Raw genomic sequence first — 18,552 nt, 5'->3', positions numbered from 1 at the left:
ATATCATGAATATATACATTGAGGCATTTGGTATCTTCTTTAAAATAGGAGCTTTCACCATTGGTGGGGGATATGCTATGGTACCACTAATAGAGAATGAGATTGTGACCAAACGTAAATGGATTTCGCAAAGTGATTTCATCGATCTGCTTGCCATATCTCAATCAGCACCAGGTATTTTGGCAGTCAATATTTCTATCTTTATCGGATACAAACTTCGCGGTATTTTCGGTAGTATCATCACAGCATTGGGTACTGTATTACCCTCATTTCTGATTATACTCTCTATTGCTTTATTCTTTCATCGCTTTCAAGATAATCATACGGTCGAGTGTATTTTCAAAGGTATCCGTCCGGCTGTTGTAGCTTTGATAGCAGCACCAACATTCGGCATGGCAAAGTCGGCTCGGATTAATCGTTATACGCTTTGGATTCCGGTAGTATCGGCTCTTCTTATTTGGCTTATGGGCTTCTCGCCTATCTGGATTATCATAGGTGCAGGCGTTGGAGGCTTTCTTTGGGGAAAAATCAGTTCATACTTTTCGTAACCTATAACCTTTAACTCATCTACCTCATGCTTTATCTTCAACTCTTCTATACTTTCTTCAAAATAGGGCTCTTTGGCTTCGGAGGCGGATATGCTATGCTTTCCATGATTCAGGGCGAGGTGGTAACACAATACGGGTGGCTCAGTTCGCAAGAGTTTACCGACATCGTGGCCATTAGCCAAATGACACCGGGACCTATCGGTATCAATGCAGCAACCTATGTAGGCTATACAGCCAGTGGGAATGTATGGGGATCTGTCATCGCTACTTTTGCGGTGATACTTCCTTCCTTTATCTTAATGCTGACAATCAGTAAATTCTTTTTAAAGTATCAAAAACATCCCACAGTTGAGTCTGTTTTCAAAGGACTACGACCGGCAGTTGTAGGCCTACTCGCATCGGCTGCTTTGGTATTAATGAATACGGAAAACTTTGGTTCACCCTCGACCGATATGTACTCATTCGTTGTGAGTGTTATCCTCTTTTTGATTGCATTTATTGGTACACGCAAATTTCGCATCAATCCTATTCTCATCATCGTCGCTTGTGGTATAGCCGGTCTATTGCTTTACTAACAAAAGTTACCTTATACAAGAAAGAGCTTAAAAACGAGTGGTTATTACCCGTTTTTAAGCTCCTTCTTTTTAATGGCTATTGTTATAAAGTTTACAACTTTATCTTCTTGCTAACCGATTTTGATTCATTGTGTATTCTATCAAGTGCCGTTACTACATACCGATATTTCTTCTTTCCATCTTGATAAGGAAGCTTATAGAAGGTATCACGGGTAATGGCTACAATGTGCGAAGGATCTTCGACATTCACTTTCTCTCCGGAATCAAAACGATAAACAACGTATTGCACCGCTTTATCCATCTCATCCTTAGCTTTGGGAGCCGTCCAGAAGAGCATATAGCCATCAGCTGTCCAAACACCTTTCACTTTTCGAACCTTATCGGGAGCTTCATTGTCCATAAAGTCAAATACCGGAACCAACGCCGGATATTTGTGATACTCCTGCACCAAAGCGTCACGATATTTACCGGCATTCTCGACCACAGCACTGGCAGGCCATTGGCAACTACCTCCAATCGTCTGATAAGCACGCTGCAAAGCCATCTTGCGAGGCAACTGGTTCATCGACGGATAGATAGGATCGGCATGTTCCACCGTATTCATCACTGACTGTCCAATAAAGAGTGGACGATTCTCAGAGTTCTTTGCCCACCACTTGACCAAGGTCTCATAATCGGCACGCGAATGTCCAATCTCCCAGTAGATTTGTGGAATATTGTAGTCAATCCACCCCTCACGTGCCCAAAGAAGCACATCGGCGTATAGATCATCGTAATTTTGGAGCCCATTGGTTTTGCTTCCCAACGGATCTGTTTTTTCATTACGATAGATACCGAAAGGAGAGATTCCGAACTTCACCCAAGGCTTTGCCTCACGAATGGTTTCATGAATCTTCTTAATAAGAATATTCACATTGCTTCTGCGCCAATCGGCTTTGTTGCTGAATCCGCCGCCGTAACGAGCAAAGCTGGCATCATCCGGAAAATCTTTGCCCGGTGCCGGATAAGGATAGAAATAATCATCCATATGGATTGCATCCACATCATAACGAGAAAGAATATCGGTAATGACAGTGCAGATATGGCGACGGCTCTCGGGAAGAGCCGGGTCAAAGTAAAGCTGGTTGTTGTACGTCACAAACCATTCGGGATGCGTATTGTACAGATGATCGGGAGACAGGGTGCTACTCAAATTCGTCTTCACACGATATGGATTGATCCAGGCGTGAAACTCCATTCCCCGTTTATGACACTCGTCGATCATAAACTGCATCGGATCCCAGTAAGGCGAAGGTGCCTGACCCTGTGTGCCGGTTAAGAAACGACTCCAAGGCTCTATCGACGAAGCATAAAGCGCATCTGCCTCCGGCCGTACCTGAAAAATAATGGCATTGATACCGGCACCTTGCAGTGAATTTAACTGTTCAATCAGTGTTTGCTTTAGCTTTTCGGTAGGCATTCCTCGAAATTGTCCGTTTACCGCCTGTATCCATGCAGCGCGAAACTCACGCTTAGGTGCCAATTGACTAGGCATGGTCTGTGCTCCTACCCCTATGCTAAAGAGGAGAGACAGCAAGAAAATAAAGTTTTTCAGATTCATAAGTATTTGTTCGCAATCTATAATATTGGCCACAAAGATAATACAAATAAAATTGTTACCTTTGCCGACTATCATAAAAAAGGAGCATATTTATGTCAGAAAGCAACCATATATCAATCAAAGGAGCCCGGGTGAACAACCTTAAGAATATTGACGTAGACATTCCCCGCAACAAACTTGTCGTGATTACCGGACTCTCCGGTTCGGGCAAGTCGTCACTAGCCTTTGATACTCTTTACGCCGAAGGGCAACGACGCTACGTAGAGAGCCTCAGTAGTTATGCCCGCCAGTTCTTGGGGCGAATGAGTAAACCCGAATGCGATTTTATCAAAGGAATTCCCCCGGCTATCGCCATTGAGCAAAAGGTAAACAGCCGTAATCCCCGTTCTACCGTCGGTACCTCAACCGAGATTTACGAATACCTACGCTTACTGTATGCGCGGGTAGGCAAAACATTCAGCCCCATAAGCGGGTTGGAAGTTCGCAAGCACTCCACAGAAGACATCGTCAACACCATGCTTTCCTACCCGGAAGGGACACGCTATACCGTATTAACGCCGATCTTACTACACGAAGACAGAAACCTGCAGCAGCAGTTGGAGATTGACCTGAAACAAGGATTCAACCGGCTCGAAGTCAATGGAGAGATGGTTCGCATCGACGAATACAAGCCGGGCAAAAACGATGTGGTCTACCTTCTGGTTGACCGTATGACGGTGGGGACGAGCAAAGATGCCATCAGTCGTCTTACCGATTCGGCCGAAACAGCCATGTACGAAGGCGCGGGTACCTGCATGCTTCGCTTTTACGAAACAGACGGTACTACAAAACTCTATACCTTTAGCAATAAGTTTGAGGCCGATGGCATGGTTTTCGAGGAACCGAGCGATCAGATGTTCTCGTTCAACTCTCCCATCGGGGCGTGCCCTGCATGCGAAGGATTCGGTAAGGTCATTGGTATTGATGAACACCTGGTGGTACCCAACCGTTCGCTCTCCATCTACGATGGTGCAGTGGTTTGCTGGCGCGGTGAAAAGATGGGCGAATGGAAAGACATGGTAATACGAGGAGCCGAAAAAGCCGGTTTACCTATCTTTACACCTTACTTTGAGCTCACCGAAGAACAGCGGCAGATGCTGTGGAAAGGAACTAAATATTTCGAAGGAATCAACCAGTTCTTCAAAATGCTGGAAGAGGGGCAGTACAAGATACAGAACCGGGTAATGCTGGCACGTTATCGTGGCAAAACCCTTTGCCCGGTCTGTCACGGAACCCGGTTAAAGCCCGAAGCGAGTTATGTACGCGTAGGCGGACGAAGCATATCCGAACTGGTCGACCTACCCATCACCGAACTGCAACGCTTCTTTCAGGCACTGGAGCTGGACGCACACGACACCGCAGTGGCTCGACGTATTCTGCTCGAACTAAATAGCCGCATACAGTTTCTGCTCGACGTGGGTCTGGGATATCTCACACTGAACCGTCTAAGCAACTCTCTTTCGGGTGGAGAGAGTCAACGTATCAACCTGGCTACCTCATTGGGTAGTAGTTTGGTAGGTAGTCTGTATATTCTCGACGAACCGAGTATCGGATTGCACAGCCGCGATACCGATCGGTTGATACACGTACTGCGCCAGCTACAATCGTTGGGCAATACCGTAGTCGTGGTAGAACATGATGAGGAGATTATTCGTGCGGCCGATTATATTATCGATATCGGCCCCAATGCAGGACGTCTTGGCGGAGAGGTAGTGTATCAGGGTGATATGAAAGACCTGAGTAAAGGAAGCAACAGCCACACAGTACGTTATCTGTTGGGCGAGGAAGAAATTCCCGTACCTCTGCACAGACGCCCTTGGAACAATTATATCGAACTGACCGGAGCCCGGGAAAACAACCTCAAAGGAGTCGATGTACGGATCCCCCTCAACGTAATGACCGTAGTAACCGGCGTTTCCGGATCGGGCAAAAGTACCCTGGTACGCGATATCTTCTATCGGGCACTGAAGCGGGAGCTGGACGAATGTAGTGATCGCCCGGGAGAATTTGTATCCATCGGTGGAGATATCCGCAACCTGCGCAATGTAGAGTTTGTCGATCAGAACCCCATTGGTAAATCATCCCGTTCGAACCCCGTGACCTATATCAAAGCGTACGACGAAATTCGTAAGTTATGGGCCGAACAACCTCTGGCCAAGCAGATGGGCTACACGGCCGGACACTTCAGCTTCAATAGCGAAGGCGGACGCTGTGAAGAGTGTAAGGGCGATGGAACCATCACTGTCGAGATGCAGTTCATGGCCGATCTGGTATTGGAGTGTGAATCGTGCCACGGCAAACGCTTTAAAGCAGATACCCTGGAGGTAAAGTTCCACGATAAGAATATCTACGATGTATTGGAGATGACCGTTAATCAAGCAGTCGAGTTCTTCACCGAACACGGGCAAAAGAAAATCATCAAGAAACTGATTCCACTACAGGATGTCGGGTTGGGATACATTAAACTAGGACAATCCTCGTCTACACTCTCCGGTGGTGAGAATCAACGGGTAAAGCTGGCCTTCTATCTTAGCCAAGAGAAAGCAGACCCTACCTTATTTATCTTTGATGAACCCACCACAGGGCTTCATTTTCATGATATCCGTAAGCTACAGGATGCTTTTGATGCCCTGTTACGACGCGGACACACCATCGTGATCATCGAACATAATATGGATGTGATTAAATGTGCCGACCACATCATTGATCTGGGTCCCGACGGAGGCGACAAAGGAGGATATATCGTAGCAACGGGCACACCCGAAGAGGTGGCTCAGTGCAAAGAAAGCTATACCGGCCAATTCTTGAAAGAGAAGCTATAAATTGGGGATTCACCACAGAGTACACAGAGGGCACAGAGGGTCTATTAACTAACTTAATAACCTCTGTGCCCTCTGTGTACTCTGCGGTGAATAAAACCTGATATGGTGACTTAGAAGTAAAACCCGAAACCGATCTTTACACCGAACTTCGACAGGTCGCTATCATTGAAACGCCATTTATAATACACTGCCGGCTCCACAGTCACTGTCCGGGATAGAAAATAAGCATATCCTGCTTCGATTCCCAATCCCCATTCGGTTAAATGCTCGCCACCTTTCCAGCGAAAGCGGTTCAGATCGAGACCTCCACCCAGATATACGCCCGTGCTATTGAAGTAGTAACGCACACCGGTTCCCAGCGTATACGCATCGACCGGCTTGCTCCAGTCCGCACCGGCTTCTACCATCAAGGCAACGCCGTCTACCAGGAATGTACCGGCTTTGGCTGCAATCCCAAATTTCACTTTATTATCTTTGCTATACGAAAAGTCGAGCCCTGTCAGCGAGGGATTAATGATCCATTTGCCTTGCTCAAACTGTGCCTTTGCAGCCAATGAAGCTACTAACAGGCAAATTACTAATGCTACTTTTTTCATACGTTTATTTCTTTAATTGACGATAATGATCCTCTTCTTTGCGCTTACGCTGCATCTGTTCCTTCTTTCTCAACACGAGCCAAAGCAGAAACACAATGACATAAGATACACCCAATGTCAGGTATTTCTCCGTGTTGCCCATCTCCATATTACGTGGCAGCAGATACGCTCCGGTAGCCGTAACATAGATAAATAAGGCAGTACAAACCCAGGTTGATTTCTTTACTTTCTTCATTCAACTTTCTTTATTTTGATAATAGATAATTAGCCACACGCTTTTTCCAGACGATAAACCAGACAATGGCAATCAAGGTACACACCCCACCAATACTATAAGCTGTTATTTGCGAAAGAGCCAACCCTTCGGGAGCAATGCAAATATACGTAGAGCAAACAGCAGTCATGAACAGAGCCGGAACCAGTGTCAGCATGTATGGTTTGCGAGCAAGTGTCAGAAAAACGGTAAGCGCCCAAAGCGTAAATACAGCCAGTGTCTGATTCACCCACGCAAAATAACGCCATATCATATTGAACCCCTCTGCATCGCGCAAACTATACAGCAGTAAACCGATAGCCGCCAAAAACATAGGAATACAAATATACAAACGACGGCGAATACTCTTTTGTTCTACCCCAAGAAAATCGGCTACGATCAAGCGAGCCGAACGGAAAGCCGTATCGCCCGACGTGATCGGTGCAGCAATCACACCCAGCACAGCCAGTACTCCTCCTACCGTACCCAACCACTCTTTGGTGATCGAATCGACAATGACAGAGGCATTGTTCTCACCCATTCCGTTCTCATGAAAAAAGTAAGTAGCCGCAGCCGCCCATATCAGTGCCACAATGCCTTCGGTAATCATAGAGCCATAAAACACAGGACGACCGTAACGCTCGGAAGTCATGCAACGAGCCATCAGCGGACTCTGCGTAGCATGAAACCCCGAAATAGCTCCGCAAGCTATGCTTACAAACATAATCGGAAAGATCGGCAATACCGCTGCCTGAGGGTTGGTATTCTGCAAACCGTCCCACAACTCGGGTAATGGCGGATGGTGCACATACAGCATGACAACAATACCCACAGCCATAAACAACAAAGCGACAGCAAACAGCGGATATATCTTACCGATAATCTTGTCGATAGGTAGCATCGTGGCCAGTATGTAGTAAATGAAAACGACAATAATCCAGAAAGTAGCATCGAGAGCCTGCGGCGTTAACTTGGCAAGCAATCCCGCCGGTCCGGCTACAAAGACAGCTCCTACCAATATCATCAACAACACGGTAAAGCCACGCATCACCTGCTTGGTCGTCACTCCCAGGTAGCGGCCGATGATCTCCGGAAGGCTCTCGCCACCATGCCGCAACGACAACATTCCTGCCAGATAATCGTGTACTGCTCCCGCAAAGATGCTTCCCAACACAATCCAGAGATACGAAGAAACTCCGAACTTAGCTCCCATAATGGCACCGAAAATAGGACCCAATCCTGCTATGTTAAGGAACTGAATCATAAAGATCTTCCAGGTAGGAAGGGGTATATAGTCTACTCCGTCGGCCTTTGTCAAGGCAGGAGTCTGCCGATCGTCGGGACCAAAGATGCGTTCGATCAAACGTCCATAGGTAAAGTAACCTATAATAAGTGCCACCAGACACAAAGTAAATGTAATCATAGCGTGTTTCTTGTCTACCAATAACTGCCACAAATGTAACATAATCTCACGAAACAGCGCAACAATACCGCCACTTTTGCTAACTTTGCCGCAATTTAAAACAAAACTAAAGAAGCCATGCGCCACACTATACTCTTTTCTTTACTTCTCTTTTTTCTGTGTGCCTCTGCGCAGGCACAACCTAAGTACGAAGTTCGTGCTGCTTGGGTAACAGCAGTCTACGGACTCGACTGGCCCCAGACCAAAGCAATCACTCCTGCAAGCATTCGCAAACAGCAGGCGGAACTCATAGAGATACTCGACAAACTCAAGGAAGCCAACTTTAACACCGTTCTGTTTCAGACGCGCACCCGGGGCGATGTGCTCTATCCTTCGGCTATCGAGCCTTTCAACTCCATCCTCACAGGCAAGGTAAACGGCAATCCCGGTTATGATCCCTTGGCTTTTGCCATCGAAGAGTGCCACAAACGGGGTATGGAATGTCATGCTTGGATGGTAGCCATCCCACTGGGCAATAAGAAACACGTTGCCTCCTTGGGTTCTCAATCGGTTACGAAGCGTCAGCGCGATATCTGTGTGCCTTATAAAAACGAATACTTCCTCAATCCCGCGCATCCGGGAACCAAAGAGTACTTGATGAAACTTGTCCGTGAGGTAGTGAGCCGTTACGATATCGATGGGGTACACTTCGACTACCTGCGCTATCCCGAGCATGCACCTCGCTTCCCGGATAGTTACGACTTCCGCCGTTACGGTAAGGGACGGTCACTGGCAGAGTTTCGGCGAGACAACCTCACTGAAATCGTTCGCTATATATATAAAGGAGTAAAAAGCCTGAAACCTTGGGTGAAGGTTAGCACCTGCCCCGTAGGGAAATACCGCGATACATCCCGCTATTCATCGCGTGGGTGGAATGCGTTTCATACCGTCTACCAAGATCCGCAAGGATGGATGGGCGAAGGAATACAGGATCAGATCTATCCGATGATGTACTTTCAGGGCAACAGCTTCTATCCCTTCGCCTTGGATTGGCAAGAGCAGAGCAACGGCCGGCAGGTGATTCCCGGTCTGGGCATCTACTTTCTCGATCCGAGAGAAGGCAACTGGACACGCGATGAGATAGACCGGCAGATGTACTTCACCCGCAAGCACCAGCTGGCGGGTCAGGGCCATTACCGAATGAAATACCTGATGGACGATACACAAGGCATCTACACCGAACTGGCGGATAACTTCTACGCTTATCCTGCCTTGCAGCCTGCCATGCCTTGGTTGGACAAGGTAGCACCCAGTGCCCCTTCGCAACTCACGGCAACCACCGCCAACGGATACACCGAACTAAGCTGGACGGCGGCAACGGACAATGATCCGAAAAATGCACCGCTCTATGTTATTTATGCCTCAAACACTTATCCGGTAGATACCACCCTGCCCGAGAATATTGTGGCACAAAGCATCCGAGGCACCGGTTATACGTATGCAAGCCTCTACCCGTGGAGGAACAAACGCTACTTCGCCGTTACGGCCATCGACCGCTACGGCAATGAAGGACCTGCCGTACAAGCGGTCAAATAGGCGGGTCGATACGTATCCAAGCCGTATATAAACTGCGAGCCGTAACGGGCACCAACGGCAGATAGCCCGAAAGTACTCTTCCCCCGCCAATGCGTAAAGGATATTCTGTTGCCATGCGTTCATGCTCCGTCAACGCTTCTCCGGGTGTAGCATGATAGGCGACCCGAAACACACCTTCTCCGCCCGGTACTACATAACGATCGTAGAGGCAACGGGCAACCATGCCCATGTTCATACGCAAATTGATCTCGACACACGGATGTATCCGATACAAAGGATCCGCATCGGCAAAGCGACAAATCATCATATCTACTCCCAGAAATCCAACGTAATCGAAACCGATCAAAGCGGCCAACTCTTGTTCCAACCGCTGCCTCAATTGCTTGATATCGGATAGAGGCACATAAGCCGACAACCGCTGCTCAATCGCCTCATCGGACAGAAGCAGATTGCCTTCGTAAGCTCCGCTTGCCGTGGTGGCAAAGAGCGAATAACCAGCAAAGCACACAGTACCCTTTCCATCGGCTCGAAACTCCATGGCGAAATCTTCGACCTTGTCATACACCGGTTCTGCCACTACCCCACCCTGCGTATGCGCCACTCGCGCACACCAGCCCGACACAAAGGAGCTAAACACCCCACGACAGCGGTTCAGCCCCTTGCCACTTCCCGACAAAGGGGCTTTGAGCAACGAATGATCGTGCGTTTCAACAAAATGTTTCCACGCCTCTGCATCGGTTAGATAGGCCGATTGGCCGCAGAAGCCGGGGCTCATTTGCAACCGTGGCAACAGCTCGACTGCCCGTTGGCGGTGTGATAGGTAGCGGAGCTTCACGATTGCTTCGGGCGCAGGCAGTTCGTTGTCCGATATACCTCCCTGCCCCAACTGTTTGCGCAAGGCTGCGTTCCACCCCCAAGGCATCGGGTGAAGAGAGGGCGTAGTAGCCAGTTCGCTGGCGGTCATCAAGGTAACGGGGAGTGGCAAAGCAGCCTGCATCTCCTTTAAAAAAGCTTGATTATAAGCCGAAGGGGCGAGAACGAAACTCTCCGCCTCGGCATACCAAACGGGTAGAAGAGCCAAATCGGCCACCATCTGCCTAGCCGAAGCAGGGGGCATGTAGTTGGTATCGCCATTGGCCAGAGCCAAGTCATTGTCGGGGTTGAAGAGGTAGAGTCGCTGAGAGGACATAGCATGTTTGTTTACTCGGGTGAATATTATTCGGCAAACTTACTTATTTTTTCAGTACCAAGATCTCTATCGCGACGTTTTTCCATTACACAGAGGTGCGTTCTTCATCGGTTTGCTCGGGGGAAGTTGCGCATTTCGACGGTAGATAACGCCTGTTTGCTCTGCTCATTTTTGCTTTCTCACCTAGGTGGGGAGATATTCTCACCCGTGTGGGGAAGTCTACCCACCTAGGTGAGAAGACTTCCCCACATAGGTGAGAAGGTGGTTTACTCGGCATCAAAAAGGAAAAAGGAAAGGTATCAATCAGCTTTTTGAGTACTTCTTTTGAAAAAAGCCCTTATTGTTATCACCGTAATCACCCCATACAACCCAATCAGCAGGTGAACGGCTACGGGTGCTTCGGTGCTTCCATAAGAGTGCAGCCCCGCCAGGTAGTAATTCACTCCAAAGTAGGTCATCAACACAGACGATAGCGCATATACGGAAAGGACGGAGAATGCCAGCATGGTGCGGAAGCGCTTCACCAAACGGGCATGCAGCACCAGCGCATAGACAATCATTGTAATCAGTGCCCAAGTCTCTTTCGGGTCCCATCCCCAATAGCGCCCCCAGGATTCGTTCGCCCAAATGGCACCGATGAACGTGCCTGCCGTAAGCAGGCACAACCCGATGGTGATACACATCTCATTGATGATGCGCAGCTCTTGCAATTTCGGTTCCAACGCTTGCAGGCGTTTGCTGAAAGCCAACGTACCGATCGTGAGCGAACCGATAAGAAAGCTGATACCGAAGAAGCCATAACTGGCTGTAATCACGGCTACGTGAATCATCAGCCAATACGATTGCAGTACAGGTACCAAGGGTGTAATCTCGGGATCCATCGAATTGAGGTTCGCCACAAAGAGAATGACACCCGCCAGAATGGTTGCCAGCGACAACGTAATGGGTGAGCGACGAATGAAAAGCAGTCCGCCCAATGCCGAAGCCCAAGCCACATAGATCATCGACTCGTAAGCATTGCTCCAGGGAGCCTGTCCAGAGATGTACCACCGCATACCGATTCCGGCCGTATGTGCCAGAAAGACGAGAACGGGCAGACCGATAAAGAAGTATCCTGCCAGCCTCCATTTGCGTTGTTGGGGGTAGAGAATACCAAAGATAAGCAAAATAAGTAGTACGACCCCACTCATCAGATAGGCTTTGGAAGCGTGTGCAAAAAGATTAAGACGGTTGTAGCAGAGCTCTGCCCGGATGCGCCCTTCGTTAATCAGCGATTGATGTGCCTGTGCATGCTGATAGGTATTGATCATCCCGATCACCTCTTTGGCTGGCGCATAGTTGCCCGTATGCTGCGCTTCGACCAGTTCTTGGACGTACCAACCGAATATCTTGGCGGCAAACAGAGAGTCGCGTCCCGAAAATGCAGAGAGGTCTTCGCCGGGCGAATACCACTTATGTGCAGCATCGTCCTTGAGTGGAAGTATATTCATCATTTCTCCTTGCTGAAGAGCATAGAAGATATTGACCCGTTCGTCGAGCTTCACAAGGTCTTTTTCTAATTTTGTTCGTTGTGCCGAGGGGCGTTCGTAAAGTTTCTGCAAGGGAAGAGTGAGTTTATAATTCCCCTCTTCGTCGAACAGGGAGTGAAAGGTGACATACTTACCCGAAGTAGCACCACCCAAGAGCGTATGTATCTCTTCGTTGCCCAAACGAATGAGCGGTTCGTTTTGCCATTGTTCGGGGTTGGCAATGATGCCCAGTATGACTTGTGTTCCGCTCAGTCCGCGGTATGTATCGTCTCTGTAGAGTTTGCGCAGTAGTTTGGTAGCATAGGTATCAACCGGTTCAATTCGCCCGCTGGCACATTGAACGAGTAGTTTACCGTATTCGCGAGCATGATCGGCATTGATCACTGTTTGGGGTGCATCGGTCGGTTCGGCAACGGAAGGGTTGACCGTAGCGGCAGAAAGAGCGGGAGCCGAGCACAAGGCAAACAGCATCCATATCATAGCTTTCGAATGCTTATCCGTCAGCTCCTTCAGCTGGCGGTTGAGCATGGCAAAGCGGGAAGAACGTCCTAACAGTATCCACAGAATACCGATAAGCAGTATGAAATAGCCGGTATAGGTAATGGTGCTACCTACCGTATCGTGGTTCACGGTGAGCACCGTACCTTGTTCGTCCTTATCGAACGAAGATTGATACAAGCGGTAACCATCTTGTTGCACCACATTGTTCATGGATATTACTTCAGCGCGTTGACCGTCGGTGCCGGTAATCACGACATGACTTTCGTAGGCCGATGGGCTTTGCGAACCCGGATAGCGCATCAGTTTAAAGTCGTTGAGTTTGATTTGAAAAGGAAGAACAGCCGTCTGTGACTGATCGGCACCGGGCTGTGTACCCGGTTTGACCACCCACATGGTAGTGGTTGCTTCGCCTTCGCGTAAGTGTATCACTCCTTCGGTAGAGAAGGTAGCGGTGACCCATGCACCAACAAGAATAACGATGAGTGCCAGATGAAAAATCAGCATGCCCGTCTTTCGGTTCTTCTGTTGCGCAGGTTGTCTTAATTGCTTCACTGCCACTGCAATGAAGTTGACAGCCATCAGCCCTTGCAGCAGATAGAAAACATAGTTGTTGTAAATCAATTCGCGAGCGGTGGTGCTCCCTTGGTATTTTTCGATAAACGTAGCCACTGCCAGCAGAAAGGCATAAAGCAGTAACAACCAGAGGGTAGTAGCGAAGGAGGATATTATTTTCATTTAGGTTAGGGTATGACCGTTAAAAACAGAGGAGGGTATGTACCTTGTGTGTACATATCCTCCTCTTCTATTACATATTAGTCTTCGATGATAAGCCTTACGCCTACATTGAATACCGATTGCCAGGGATAGAATGCCTTTCGGGCTGCGGCAATGGCGTGTTTGGGATGATCGATGTACGAACCTCCACGCACCACTTTACGATCGCCCGTGCCTTGCAGCTTCTCCTTATACGGATAAGGCAAGTAGTCGCTTCGTGTCCATTCTGCCACGTTTCCGTGCATATCGTACAGGCCGAATGCATTGGCGGTATATCCTCCGCACTTGATCGGAAGCATAGCACCATCATCTACATTCTCTTCTTTGGGATGCCAGGTATAATAAGGATAAACCCAACTCTTCTCTGAAACCGGTTGCGGATTAACACCCGAAACAGCTAGCTTATTGAGTTGTTTATCGCCCATATTCTCCTTATCGCCAAAGTCGGTGTTGAGCGAACCGTACCAGAAGTCGGTATCAGCACCTGCACGACAAGCCCACTCCCACTGCACCTCGGTAGGCAGGGTGATGTTGAGTCCGGTTTTAGCCGATGCCTTCTTGCAATACTCCATCGCTTCGTCGTAGCTAATGCGGATGGCAGGTTGCTCGGGATTGTTGGCCGGATAACCTTCGTTCACGTGATCTTTCCATTGCTGATCGTAGAAGCGGGAGTTGTGCTCGGGCAAGAAAGCTCTTACCTGCTCGTTGGTCAACTCGGTTTCGCTCATCCAGAAAGCCTTTTTCACTTCGGCTTTGTGTTGCGGAGCATAGTTGCTATTGGCCTTGTTCTTACCCATGGCAAACTTGCCGGCAGGAACACGCACAAAGGTTACTTTCACACCGGGAGCTACTTCGACTACTTTCTTTTCGGGAGTCGGTACAACCGATGCAAAGGGGAAGCCTTTGACCGAAACCGTTTTGTATTTAGTCGGTTTCTGTTCGGGTTTTACCGCTTCTTGTTTAGGCTGTTTCTCCAAGTAGGCAGCGTAGTCTTTCAACTCTTTTTTCCAGTCTACTGCCGTACCGTTGCCGTATTTATCGGCCAACTGCATGCGTCGGGCATACTGGTCGTTGCCTTCCCACTCGCTCAGGTTCTCGAACACACCTTTATCGGGTGCATTGAAATCGATCCAGTTGTAGAGTGTTTTCCACTCCTTATCTGTCAGCTTCACTCCGTAGTGTCCGTTGCGCAGCAATTGCAGCAAGGGGCTCACTTCGGCAAAGTATTCGTAAGGCTTCAATACCTTCATACCAGCCTCCGGACCCTGACGGTGCACATAAGGATGAAGAGCCAGGTAACTGCGGCTATACAGCTTGGGATTCTTCTTATCATCGTTGTCGCGACGACCTCCTCGGAAGTCGATCTTCGCCTTTTCGTTGTGGCAGGCAACACAAGCGCGGTCAAGCACCGGCTGTATCTCCAGATCGAACGTAAAGGAGCGCACACCGCCTTCGGGTGTTTGCAACTTATGAGGTGCCATAGTCGAAGCCATCACCCGTTTAGGGATAGGAATCTGATTCTGGTCTTCGTGACAACCTACACACGATACGGTTTCGCCGGGCATACCGGTAAACCAGCTACGCATCCACTGAATGGCGCGACCTTCGCTATCTAACGGCTGCACCGAGATAGGCATATTGGCAGGCACTTTGAAGAGTACCGAACCATCTTCCTCTACGGGTACTTCGCCCAGGTTACGTTTCAAGTCCCAACCACTTTGCACGCCTTGTGCCGTATGATCCGAAGGAGACTTGATATAGGAGTATTCATAGGTGAGCACACGAAGTTTCTTCACGGTTCCACGAGGTACATTGGGCAACCCTTCGCCTTCGTAGATATCTTGGATAAAGACAGTGGCTTCTTTGTTGGCCATGTTCGTCTTATCGGGGATGGCAGGAGGCGTTTTTGTTTTACGCAAAGGAATGGCGTGAATCAATCCTTCGTCTTCGTACTGCGCAATCAACGTCATGTTATCGTATACATCGACCAAATATAGCCCCCACAAAGATTTAGGACTTAGCTTGACCGATACCAGGAAGTAATCGTTATCTACCGGATAGGGTTTTACAAACTGTGGCCATACACCATCTACCAATCCATCTTTTACCAAAGGGATAATGGGACGGTTGCGGTAAGGAATTTCCTGCACCATACCCTTCTCTTCCTTGCGGCTTTTGGCAGGATCGAAGATAATCAAACGGCCGGCACGTACCACACCATGATGACCCGATATCACTCCGACAAAGCGGGTTGAATGATTGGGCAATGGCTGCATATCGAAGATGGAATTGGGGAACACAGAGCCGCTACCATAGAGTGCTTTCTGTTCGGTTCCGTCGGGATTCATGTGCATAACGAAACGCGAAAAATAGTGCGTCAAGTCTTCGTACTCCCAACGAGTGTACATCACCTTACCGTTGTGCATCATCACAGGACCCCAGTTGGCATCCTGATCGAAGGTAAGGCGGCGCATCTCTTTGGTTTTGGGGTCGAAAAGACAAAGGTTACCTACCTGGTCGCTTCCGTTCACACAGGGCACTCCCTGTCCGCCTACGTTAGACAGTACCATAATCTTTCCGTTGGGCAGATAGCAGGCATCAAAATAGTCCAAATCTTCTTTTGATCCGTTGGTGATTTGCTTCAGGTTCTTTCCGTCGATCCCTACTTCGTATACTTGCCAGTGATGGTCGCCGGGCTCGTTCATGGTAAACATGACACGATCGGCATCCCAGTGCAGGCGTAAATCAGGCACAGACGACCCGTTGGTCGGTTTAAAGATGGTGCGGATAGTCGGTTCGCCTGTCAAGTTGCTCATCTCGATAATATCCGCATCGAATTTATCTCTGCGTGCCGAGGTCTGGTTGCTCCAGTTATTGGGAGGCGTTCCCAACTGTCCCGGATTGATCGAACGTGCTTTCTCACCTACCTTGTAGCGGGCAAGGATAATACGATCGAGTTCCGGATGCGAAAGGAGTATCTGGCGCTTTAACAAAAGAGCTCTTTGAGCCGAAGCAACAGCCGATGGTTGAGCAGCATCAATGCCGTCGAACCCTTTATTGACAAGCGACTTTAGTTCGTTTATCTTACTTTGATTACCAACTGCATCATATCCTTTCAGGGTTTTAAGGTGCTGATAGGATTCGTCAATAGCACGCAGGTTAATGAGTGATATCTGTTCTTTCAGGTTGACAAGTCCGATAGAGTCAATCTTGCTCTCCCGGTTACCGGGAGGACTGACAGATGGTTTCTTACTTTGAGCAGATAGCATCATCGGTACTATGCACAGAAGCATGAATATCTTATTTCTCATGATTAATTAGATTGTTTAATTCGTTTTTCAACTTCTTAGCGAAAGGATAGCTGGCTACTGCCGATATCTTTCCTATTTCTTTATTCTCTTTTAGTTTCCAAACCACTTGGTTGTTCGAGTCGACCTCTAGTAAAGAGGGTTGAATGGTTTGGTTGCTCTTGAGGTGACCGTTCCAGTTACACACAAGAAGGTTCTTGTTGCGAAGCTTCTCTATTTGTGCCACAAAATTGAATTCGCATCCCGACGACGCAATCTGTTCGTTGGTTACCTCTCGTACAATGGTTCCGTTTTTGCGATCTATCTCTACATAGATATGTGCATCACCACAAGCCACTATCAAGTTACCATTCGGTTGTTCGAGCACAGAAAAGGGATTTCCTTTCACACTCCACCGGTTCAGCTCTTTCCCTTGCTTGTCTAGTTCGACCACTGCACTCTTTCCCATCAACGGAACGATATAGGTTCCTTTCTTCGATTTAATCGCCTGACGAAACTGCCCGTGCACAGAAGGAATGCCTGTTTCAAATTCAACTTCGTTTTTCACAGCTCCTTTCGCATTTAATTCAATAAGACGAGCCGGATGCCCACAGTAGCCCAGCAGGAAACCACCTCCCGGAAGATTCGTAGCCGTGAACAGTTCGGTGCCTTTAGGGGCGGGATAGTCCCACAGCACGTTGTGATTCAAATCAATCAACTTGGCTCCGTTCTTGTACGAATAAAGTATATGACCGTTGGGAGCAGCGGCTACCGCATTGTTCTCTTCCGCAGGGCCAAGATCGTGGGTCCAAACAATATCCGCACTTGATTTCTCAATAAGGGCTATCTTATTCCAGCCCGAGCCGCCTACCAGGAGATAACTCTCCTGAGCAGACAGCATCGTAGCTACCAGTAATCCAAATGAAATGAGTATTTTCTTCATTGGGGAATGTCTAAAAGCGTTTTTATTTCTTCAGGTCATTGAACAGTTCAAAAGCCTTGTGAGGATCTAAACCTTCGTGCACCACAGCATGAACGGCTTGAATCATTGCAATGGGCGATTCGCTTTGGAATACATTGCGTCCCATATCCACACCGGCTGCACCGTCGTTGATGGCACGGTAGCAAAGATCCAACGCTTCGAGTTCGGGCAGTTTCTTCCCGCCTGCTATAACCACAGGCACAGGGCAAGCTGCTACCACATTAGAGAATCCATCGCAATAATAGGTCTTCACGATGTTGGCGCCATTCTCGGCGGCTACACGTGAAGCTAAACCGAAGTAGCGTGCATCGCGTGCCATCTCTTTACCCACAGCCGTTACTCCCATCACCGGAATACCATACTTGGCACCCTGATTGGCAGCGTGATAAAGGTTGGCAACGGTTTTGGCTTCCATTTTCGGATCGCCGATGGCCAACATCACTGCCATAGCCGATACATTCATGCGTACGGCATCTTCAATATCGATCACTACATTGTCGTTCAATTCGGTAAGAATGGTCGAACCGGCATCGGCACGCAGACAGATCGGTTTATTGATGTTGGCGGGTACGGATGTTTGCAAAATACCGCGACTGCACATCAAGCAATCAGCATACTCCATCAACGGAGTGATCGTTAGGTCAATGCGCTCCAATCCGGAAGTGGGTCCCATGATAAAACCATGGTCAAACGCCAACATAACGGATTTTCCTGTTTTTGCATTGAAGATACGGGTCAAACGGTCCTTCATTCCCCAACCCAGGTGACTGGCACCTTTGATGTGAAATGCCTGGTTTTGTACGGCAATATCGGTATTGAACTTACTGCCTTCTCTTAAATCATCTAAATCTGCCATTTG

Annotated in this window: 13 protein-coding genes; 4 read left to right on the top strand and 9 right to left on the bottom strand. The window is 48.4% G+C overall.

What is annotated here, in order from left to right; all coding sequences use genetic code 11:
• Positions 1 to 5 precede the first annotated feature (5 nt).
• Both TY03_RS19085 and TY03_RS19080 read left to right on the top strand, forming a co-directional pair.
• A complete protein-coding gene (locus TY03_RS19085; protein ID WP_042372897.1) occupies positions 6 to 548 on the top strand; it encodes a chromate transporter in 543 nt (180 codons plus the stop codon).
• A gap of 26 nt (positions 549 to 574) precedes the next feature.
• Positions 575 to 1,123, top strand: a complete 549-nt coding sequence (locus TY03_RS19080) for a chromate transporter (protein ID WP_042372896.1) — start codon at positions 575 to 577, stop codon at positions 1,121 to 1,123.
• A gap of 91 nt (positions 1,124 to 1,214) precedes the next feature.
• On the opposite strand, the gene TY03_RS19075 is transcribed toward TY03_RS19080, so the two are convergent.
• Entirely contained in the window at positions 1,215 to 2,723 is a 1,509-nt protein-coding gene (locus tag TY03_RS19075) for a glycoside hydrolase family 10 protein (RefSeq protein WP_042373073.1), read from the bottom strand.
• A gap of 92 nt (positions 2,724 to 2,815) precedes the next feature.
• Between TY03_RS19075 and uvrA the strand changes: the two genes are divergently transcribed.
• Positions 2,816 to 5,584: an excinuclease ABC subunit UvrA gene (uvrA, locus tag TY03_RS19070; RefSeq protein WP_042372893.1), complete on the top strand. Its 2,769-nt coding sequence runs from the start codon at positions 2,816 to 2,818 to the stop codon at positions 5,582 to 5,584.
• 110 nt (positions 5,585 to 5,694) lie between these two features.
• Here the strand turns inward: uvrA and TY03_RS19065 are convergent, their stop codons facing one another.
• Genes TY03_RS19065 through TY03_RS19055 form a run of 3 tightly spaced genes read right to left on the bottom strand, consistent with a single transcriptional unit; the run spans position 5,695 to position 7,856 of the window.
• Positions 5,695 to 6,180: a porin family protein gene (locus TY03_RS19065; protein WP_042372892.1), complete on the bottom strand. Its 486-nt coding sequence runs from the start codon at positions 6,178 to 6,180 to the stop codon at positions 5,695 to 5,697.
• A 4-nt stretch (positions 6,181 to 6,184) separates the two neighbouring features.
• Positions 6,185 to 6,415: a hypothetical protein gene (locus tag TY03_RS19060; protein ID WP_042372891.1), complete on the bottom strand. Its 231-nt coding sequence runs from the start codon at positions 6,413 to 6,415 to the stop codon at positions 6,185 to 6,187.
• A gap of 10 nt (positions 6,416 to 6,425) precedes the next feature.
• Entirely contained in the window at positions 6,426 to 7,856 is a 1,431-nt protein-coding gene (locus TY03_RS19055) for a carbon starvation CstA family protein (RefSeq protein WP_042372890.1), read from the bottom strand.
• 117 nt (positions 7,857 to 7,973) lie between these two features.
• Between TY03_RS19055 and TY03_RS19050 the strand changes: the two genes are divergently transcribed.
• Positions 7,974 to 9,431 carry a glycoside hydrolase family 10 protein gene (locus TY03_RS19050; protein ID WP_042372888.1) on the top strand — a complete coding sequence of 486 codons (1,458 nt, stop codon included), beginning with the start codon at positions 7,974 to 7,976 and terminating at the stop codon, positions 9,429 to 9,431.
• Here the strand turns inward: TY03_RS19050 and TY03_RS19045 are convergent.
• The 5 genes from TY03_RS19045 to lsrF all read right to left on the bottom strand — a co-directional run bounded on the left by TY03_RS19045 (position 9,424) and on the right by lsrF (position 18,549).
• A complete protein-coding gene (locus TY03_RS19045; RefSeq protein WP_042372885.1) occupies positions 9,424 to 10,620 on the bottom strand; it encodes a hypothetical protein in 1,197 nt (398 codons plus the stop codon). The genes TY03_RS19050 and TY03_RS19045 overlap by 8 nt on opposite strands.
• A 299-nt stretch (positions 10,621 to 10,919) precedes the next feature.
• Entirely contained in the window at positions 10,920 to 13,385 is a 2,466-nt protein-coding gene (gene ccsA, locus TY03_RS19040; protein ID WP_042372883.1) for a cytochrome c biogenesis protein CcsA, read from the bottom strand.
• A gap of 77 nt (positions 13,386 to 13,462) precedes the next feature.
• Positions 13,463 to 16,735, bottom strand: coding sequence for an SUMF1/EgtB/PvdO family nonheme iron enzyme (locus TY03_RS19035; protein ID WP_052332562.1), 3,273 nt, complete (start codon positions 16,733 to 16,735; stop codon positions 13,463 to 13,465).
• Positions 16,725 to 17,654: a beta-propeller domain-containing protein gene (locus TY03_RS19030; RefSeq protein ID WP_042372881.1), complete on the bottom strand. Its 930-nt coding sequence runs from the start codon at positions 17,652 to 17,654 to the stop codon at positions 16,725 to 16,727. Before TY03_RS19030 ends, TY03_RS19035 begins: the two co-directional genes overlap by 11 nt.
• Positions 17,655 to 17,676: 22 nt before the next feature.
• Positions 17,677 to 18,549, bottom strand: a complete 873-nt coding sequence (gene lsrF, locus TY03_RS19025) for a 3-hydroxy-5-phosphonooxypentane-2,4-dione thiolase (RefSeq protein ID WP_042372879.1) — start codon at positions 18,547 to 18,549, stop codon at positions 17,677 to 17,679.
• Between the last annotated feature and the right edge of the window lie 3 nt (positions 18,550 to 18,552).

The organism is Bacteroides neonati, from assembly GCF_000499785.1.
GTDB classification, from domain to species: domain Bacteria; phylum Bacteroidota; class Bacteroidia; order Bacteroidales; family Bacteroidaceae; genus Bacteroides; species Bacteroides neonati.
This window is presented reverse-complemented; position numbering and strand designations above follow the sequence as displayed.

What these genes read in the sequence shown, in the direction of transcription:
- TY03_RS19085 (WP_042372897.1), top strand. Translation starts at nt 6, where the DNA reads ATGAATATATACATTGAGGCATTTGGTATCTTCTTTAAAATAGGAGCT.
- TY03_RS19080 (WP_042372896.1), top strand. Translation starts at nt 575, where the DNA reads ATGCTTTATCTTCAACTCTTCTATACTTTCTTCAAAATAGGGCTCTTT.
- TY03_RS19075 (WP_042373073.1), bottom strand. Translation starts at nt 2,723, where the DNA reads ATGAATCTGAAAAACTTTATTTTCTTGCTGTCTCTCCTCTTTAGCATA.
- uvrA (WP_042372893.1), top strand. Translation starts at nt 2,816, where the DNA reads ATGTCAGAAAGCAACCATATATCAATCAAAGGAGCCCGGGTGAACAAC.
- TY03_RS19065 (WP_042372892.1), bottom strand. Translation starts at nt 6,180, where the DNA reads ATGAAAAAAGTAGCATTAGTAATTTGCCTGTTAGTAGCTTCATTGGCT.
- TY03_RS19060 (WP_042372891.1), bottom strand. Translation starts at nt 6,415, where the DNA reads ATGAAGAAAGTAAAGAAATCAACCTGGGTTTGTACTGCCTTATTTATC.
- TY03_RS19055 (WP_042372890.1), bottom strand. Translation starts at nt 7,856, where the DNA reads ATGATTACATTTACTTTGTGTCTGGTGGCACTTATTATAGGTTACTTT.
- TY03_RS19050 (WP_042372888.1), top strand. Translation starts at nt 7,974, where the DNA reads ATGCGCCACACTATACTCTTTTCTTTACTTCTCTTTTTTCTGTGTGCC.
- TY03_RS19045 (WP_042372885.1), bottom strand. Translation starts at nt 10,620, where the DNA reads ATGTCCTCTCAGCGACTCTACCTCTTCAACCCCGACAATGACTTGGCT.
- ccsA (WP_042372883.1), bottom strand. Translation starts at nt 13,385, where the DNA reads ATGAAAATAATATCCTCCTTCGCTACTACCCTCTGGTTGTTACTGCTT.
- TY03_RS19035 (WP_052332562.1), bottom strand. Translation starts at nt 16,735, where the DNA reads ATGAGAAATAAGATATTCATGCTTCTGTGCATAGTACCGATGATGCTA.
- TY03_RS19030 (WP_042372881.1), bottom strand. Translation starts at nt 17,654, where the DNA reads ATGAAGAAAATACTCATTTCATTTGGATTACTGGTAGCTACGATGCTG.
- lsrF (WP_042372879.1), bottom strand. Translation starts at nt 18,549, where the DNA reads ATGGCAGATTTAGATGATTTAAGAGAAGGCAGTAAGTTCAATACCGAT.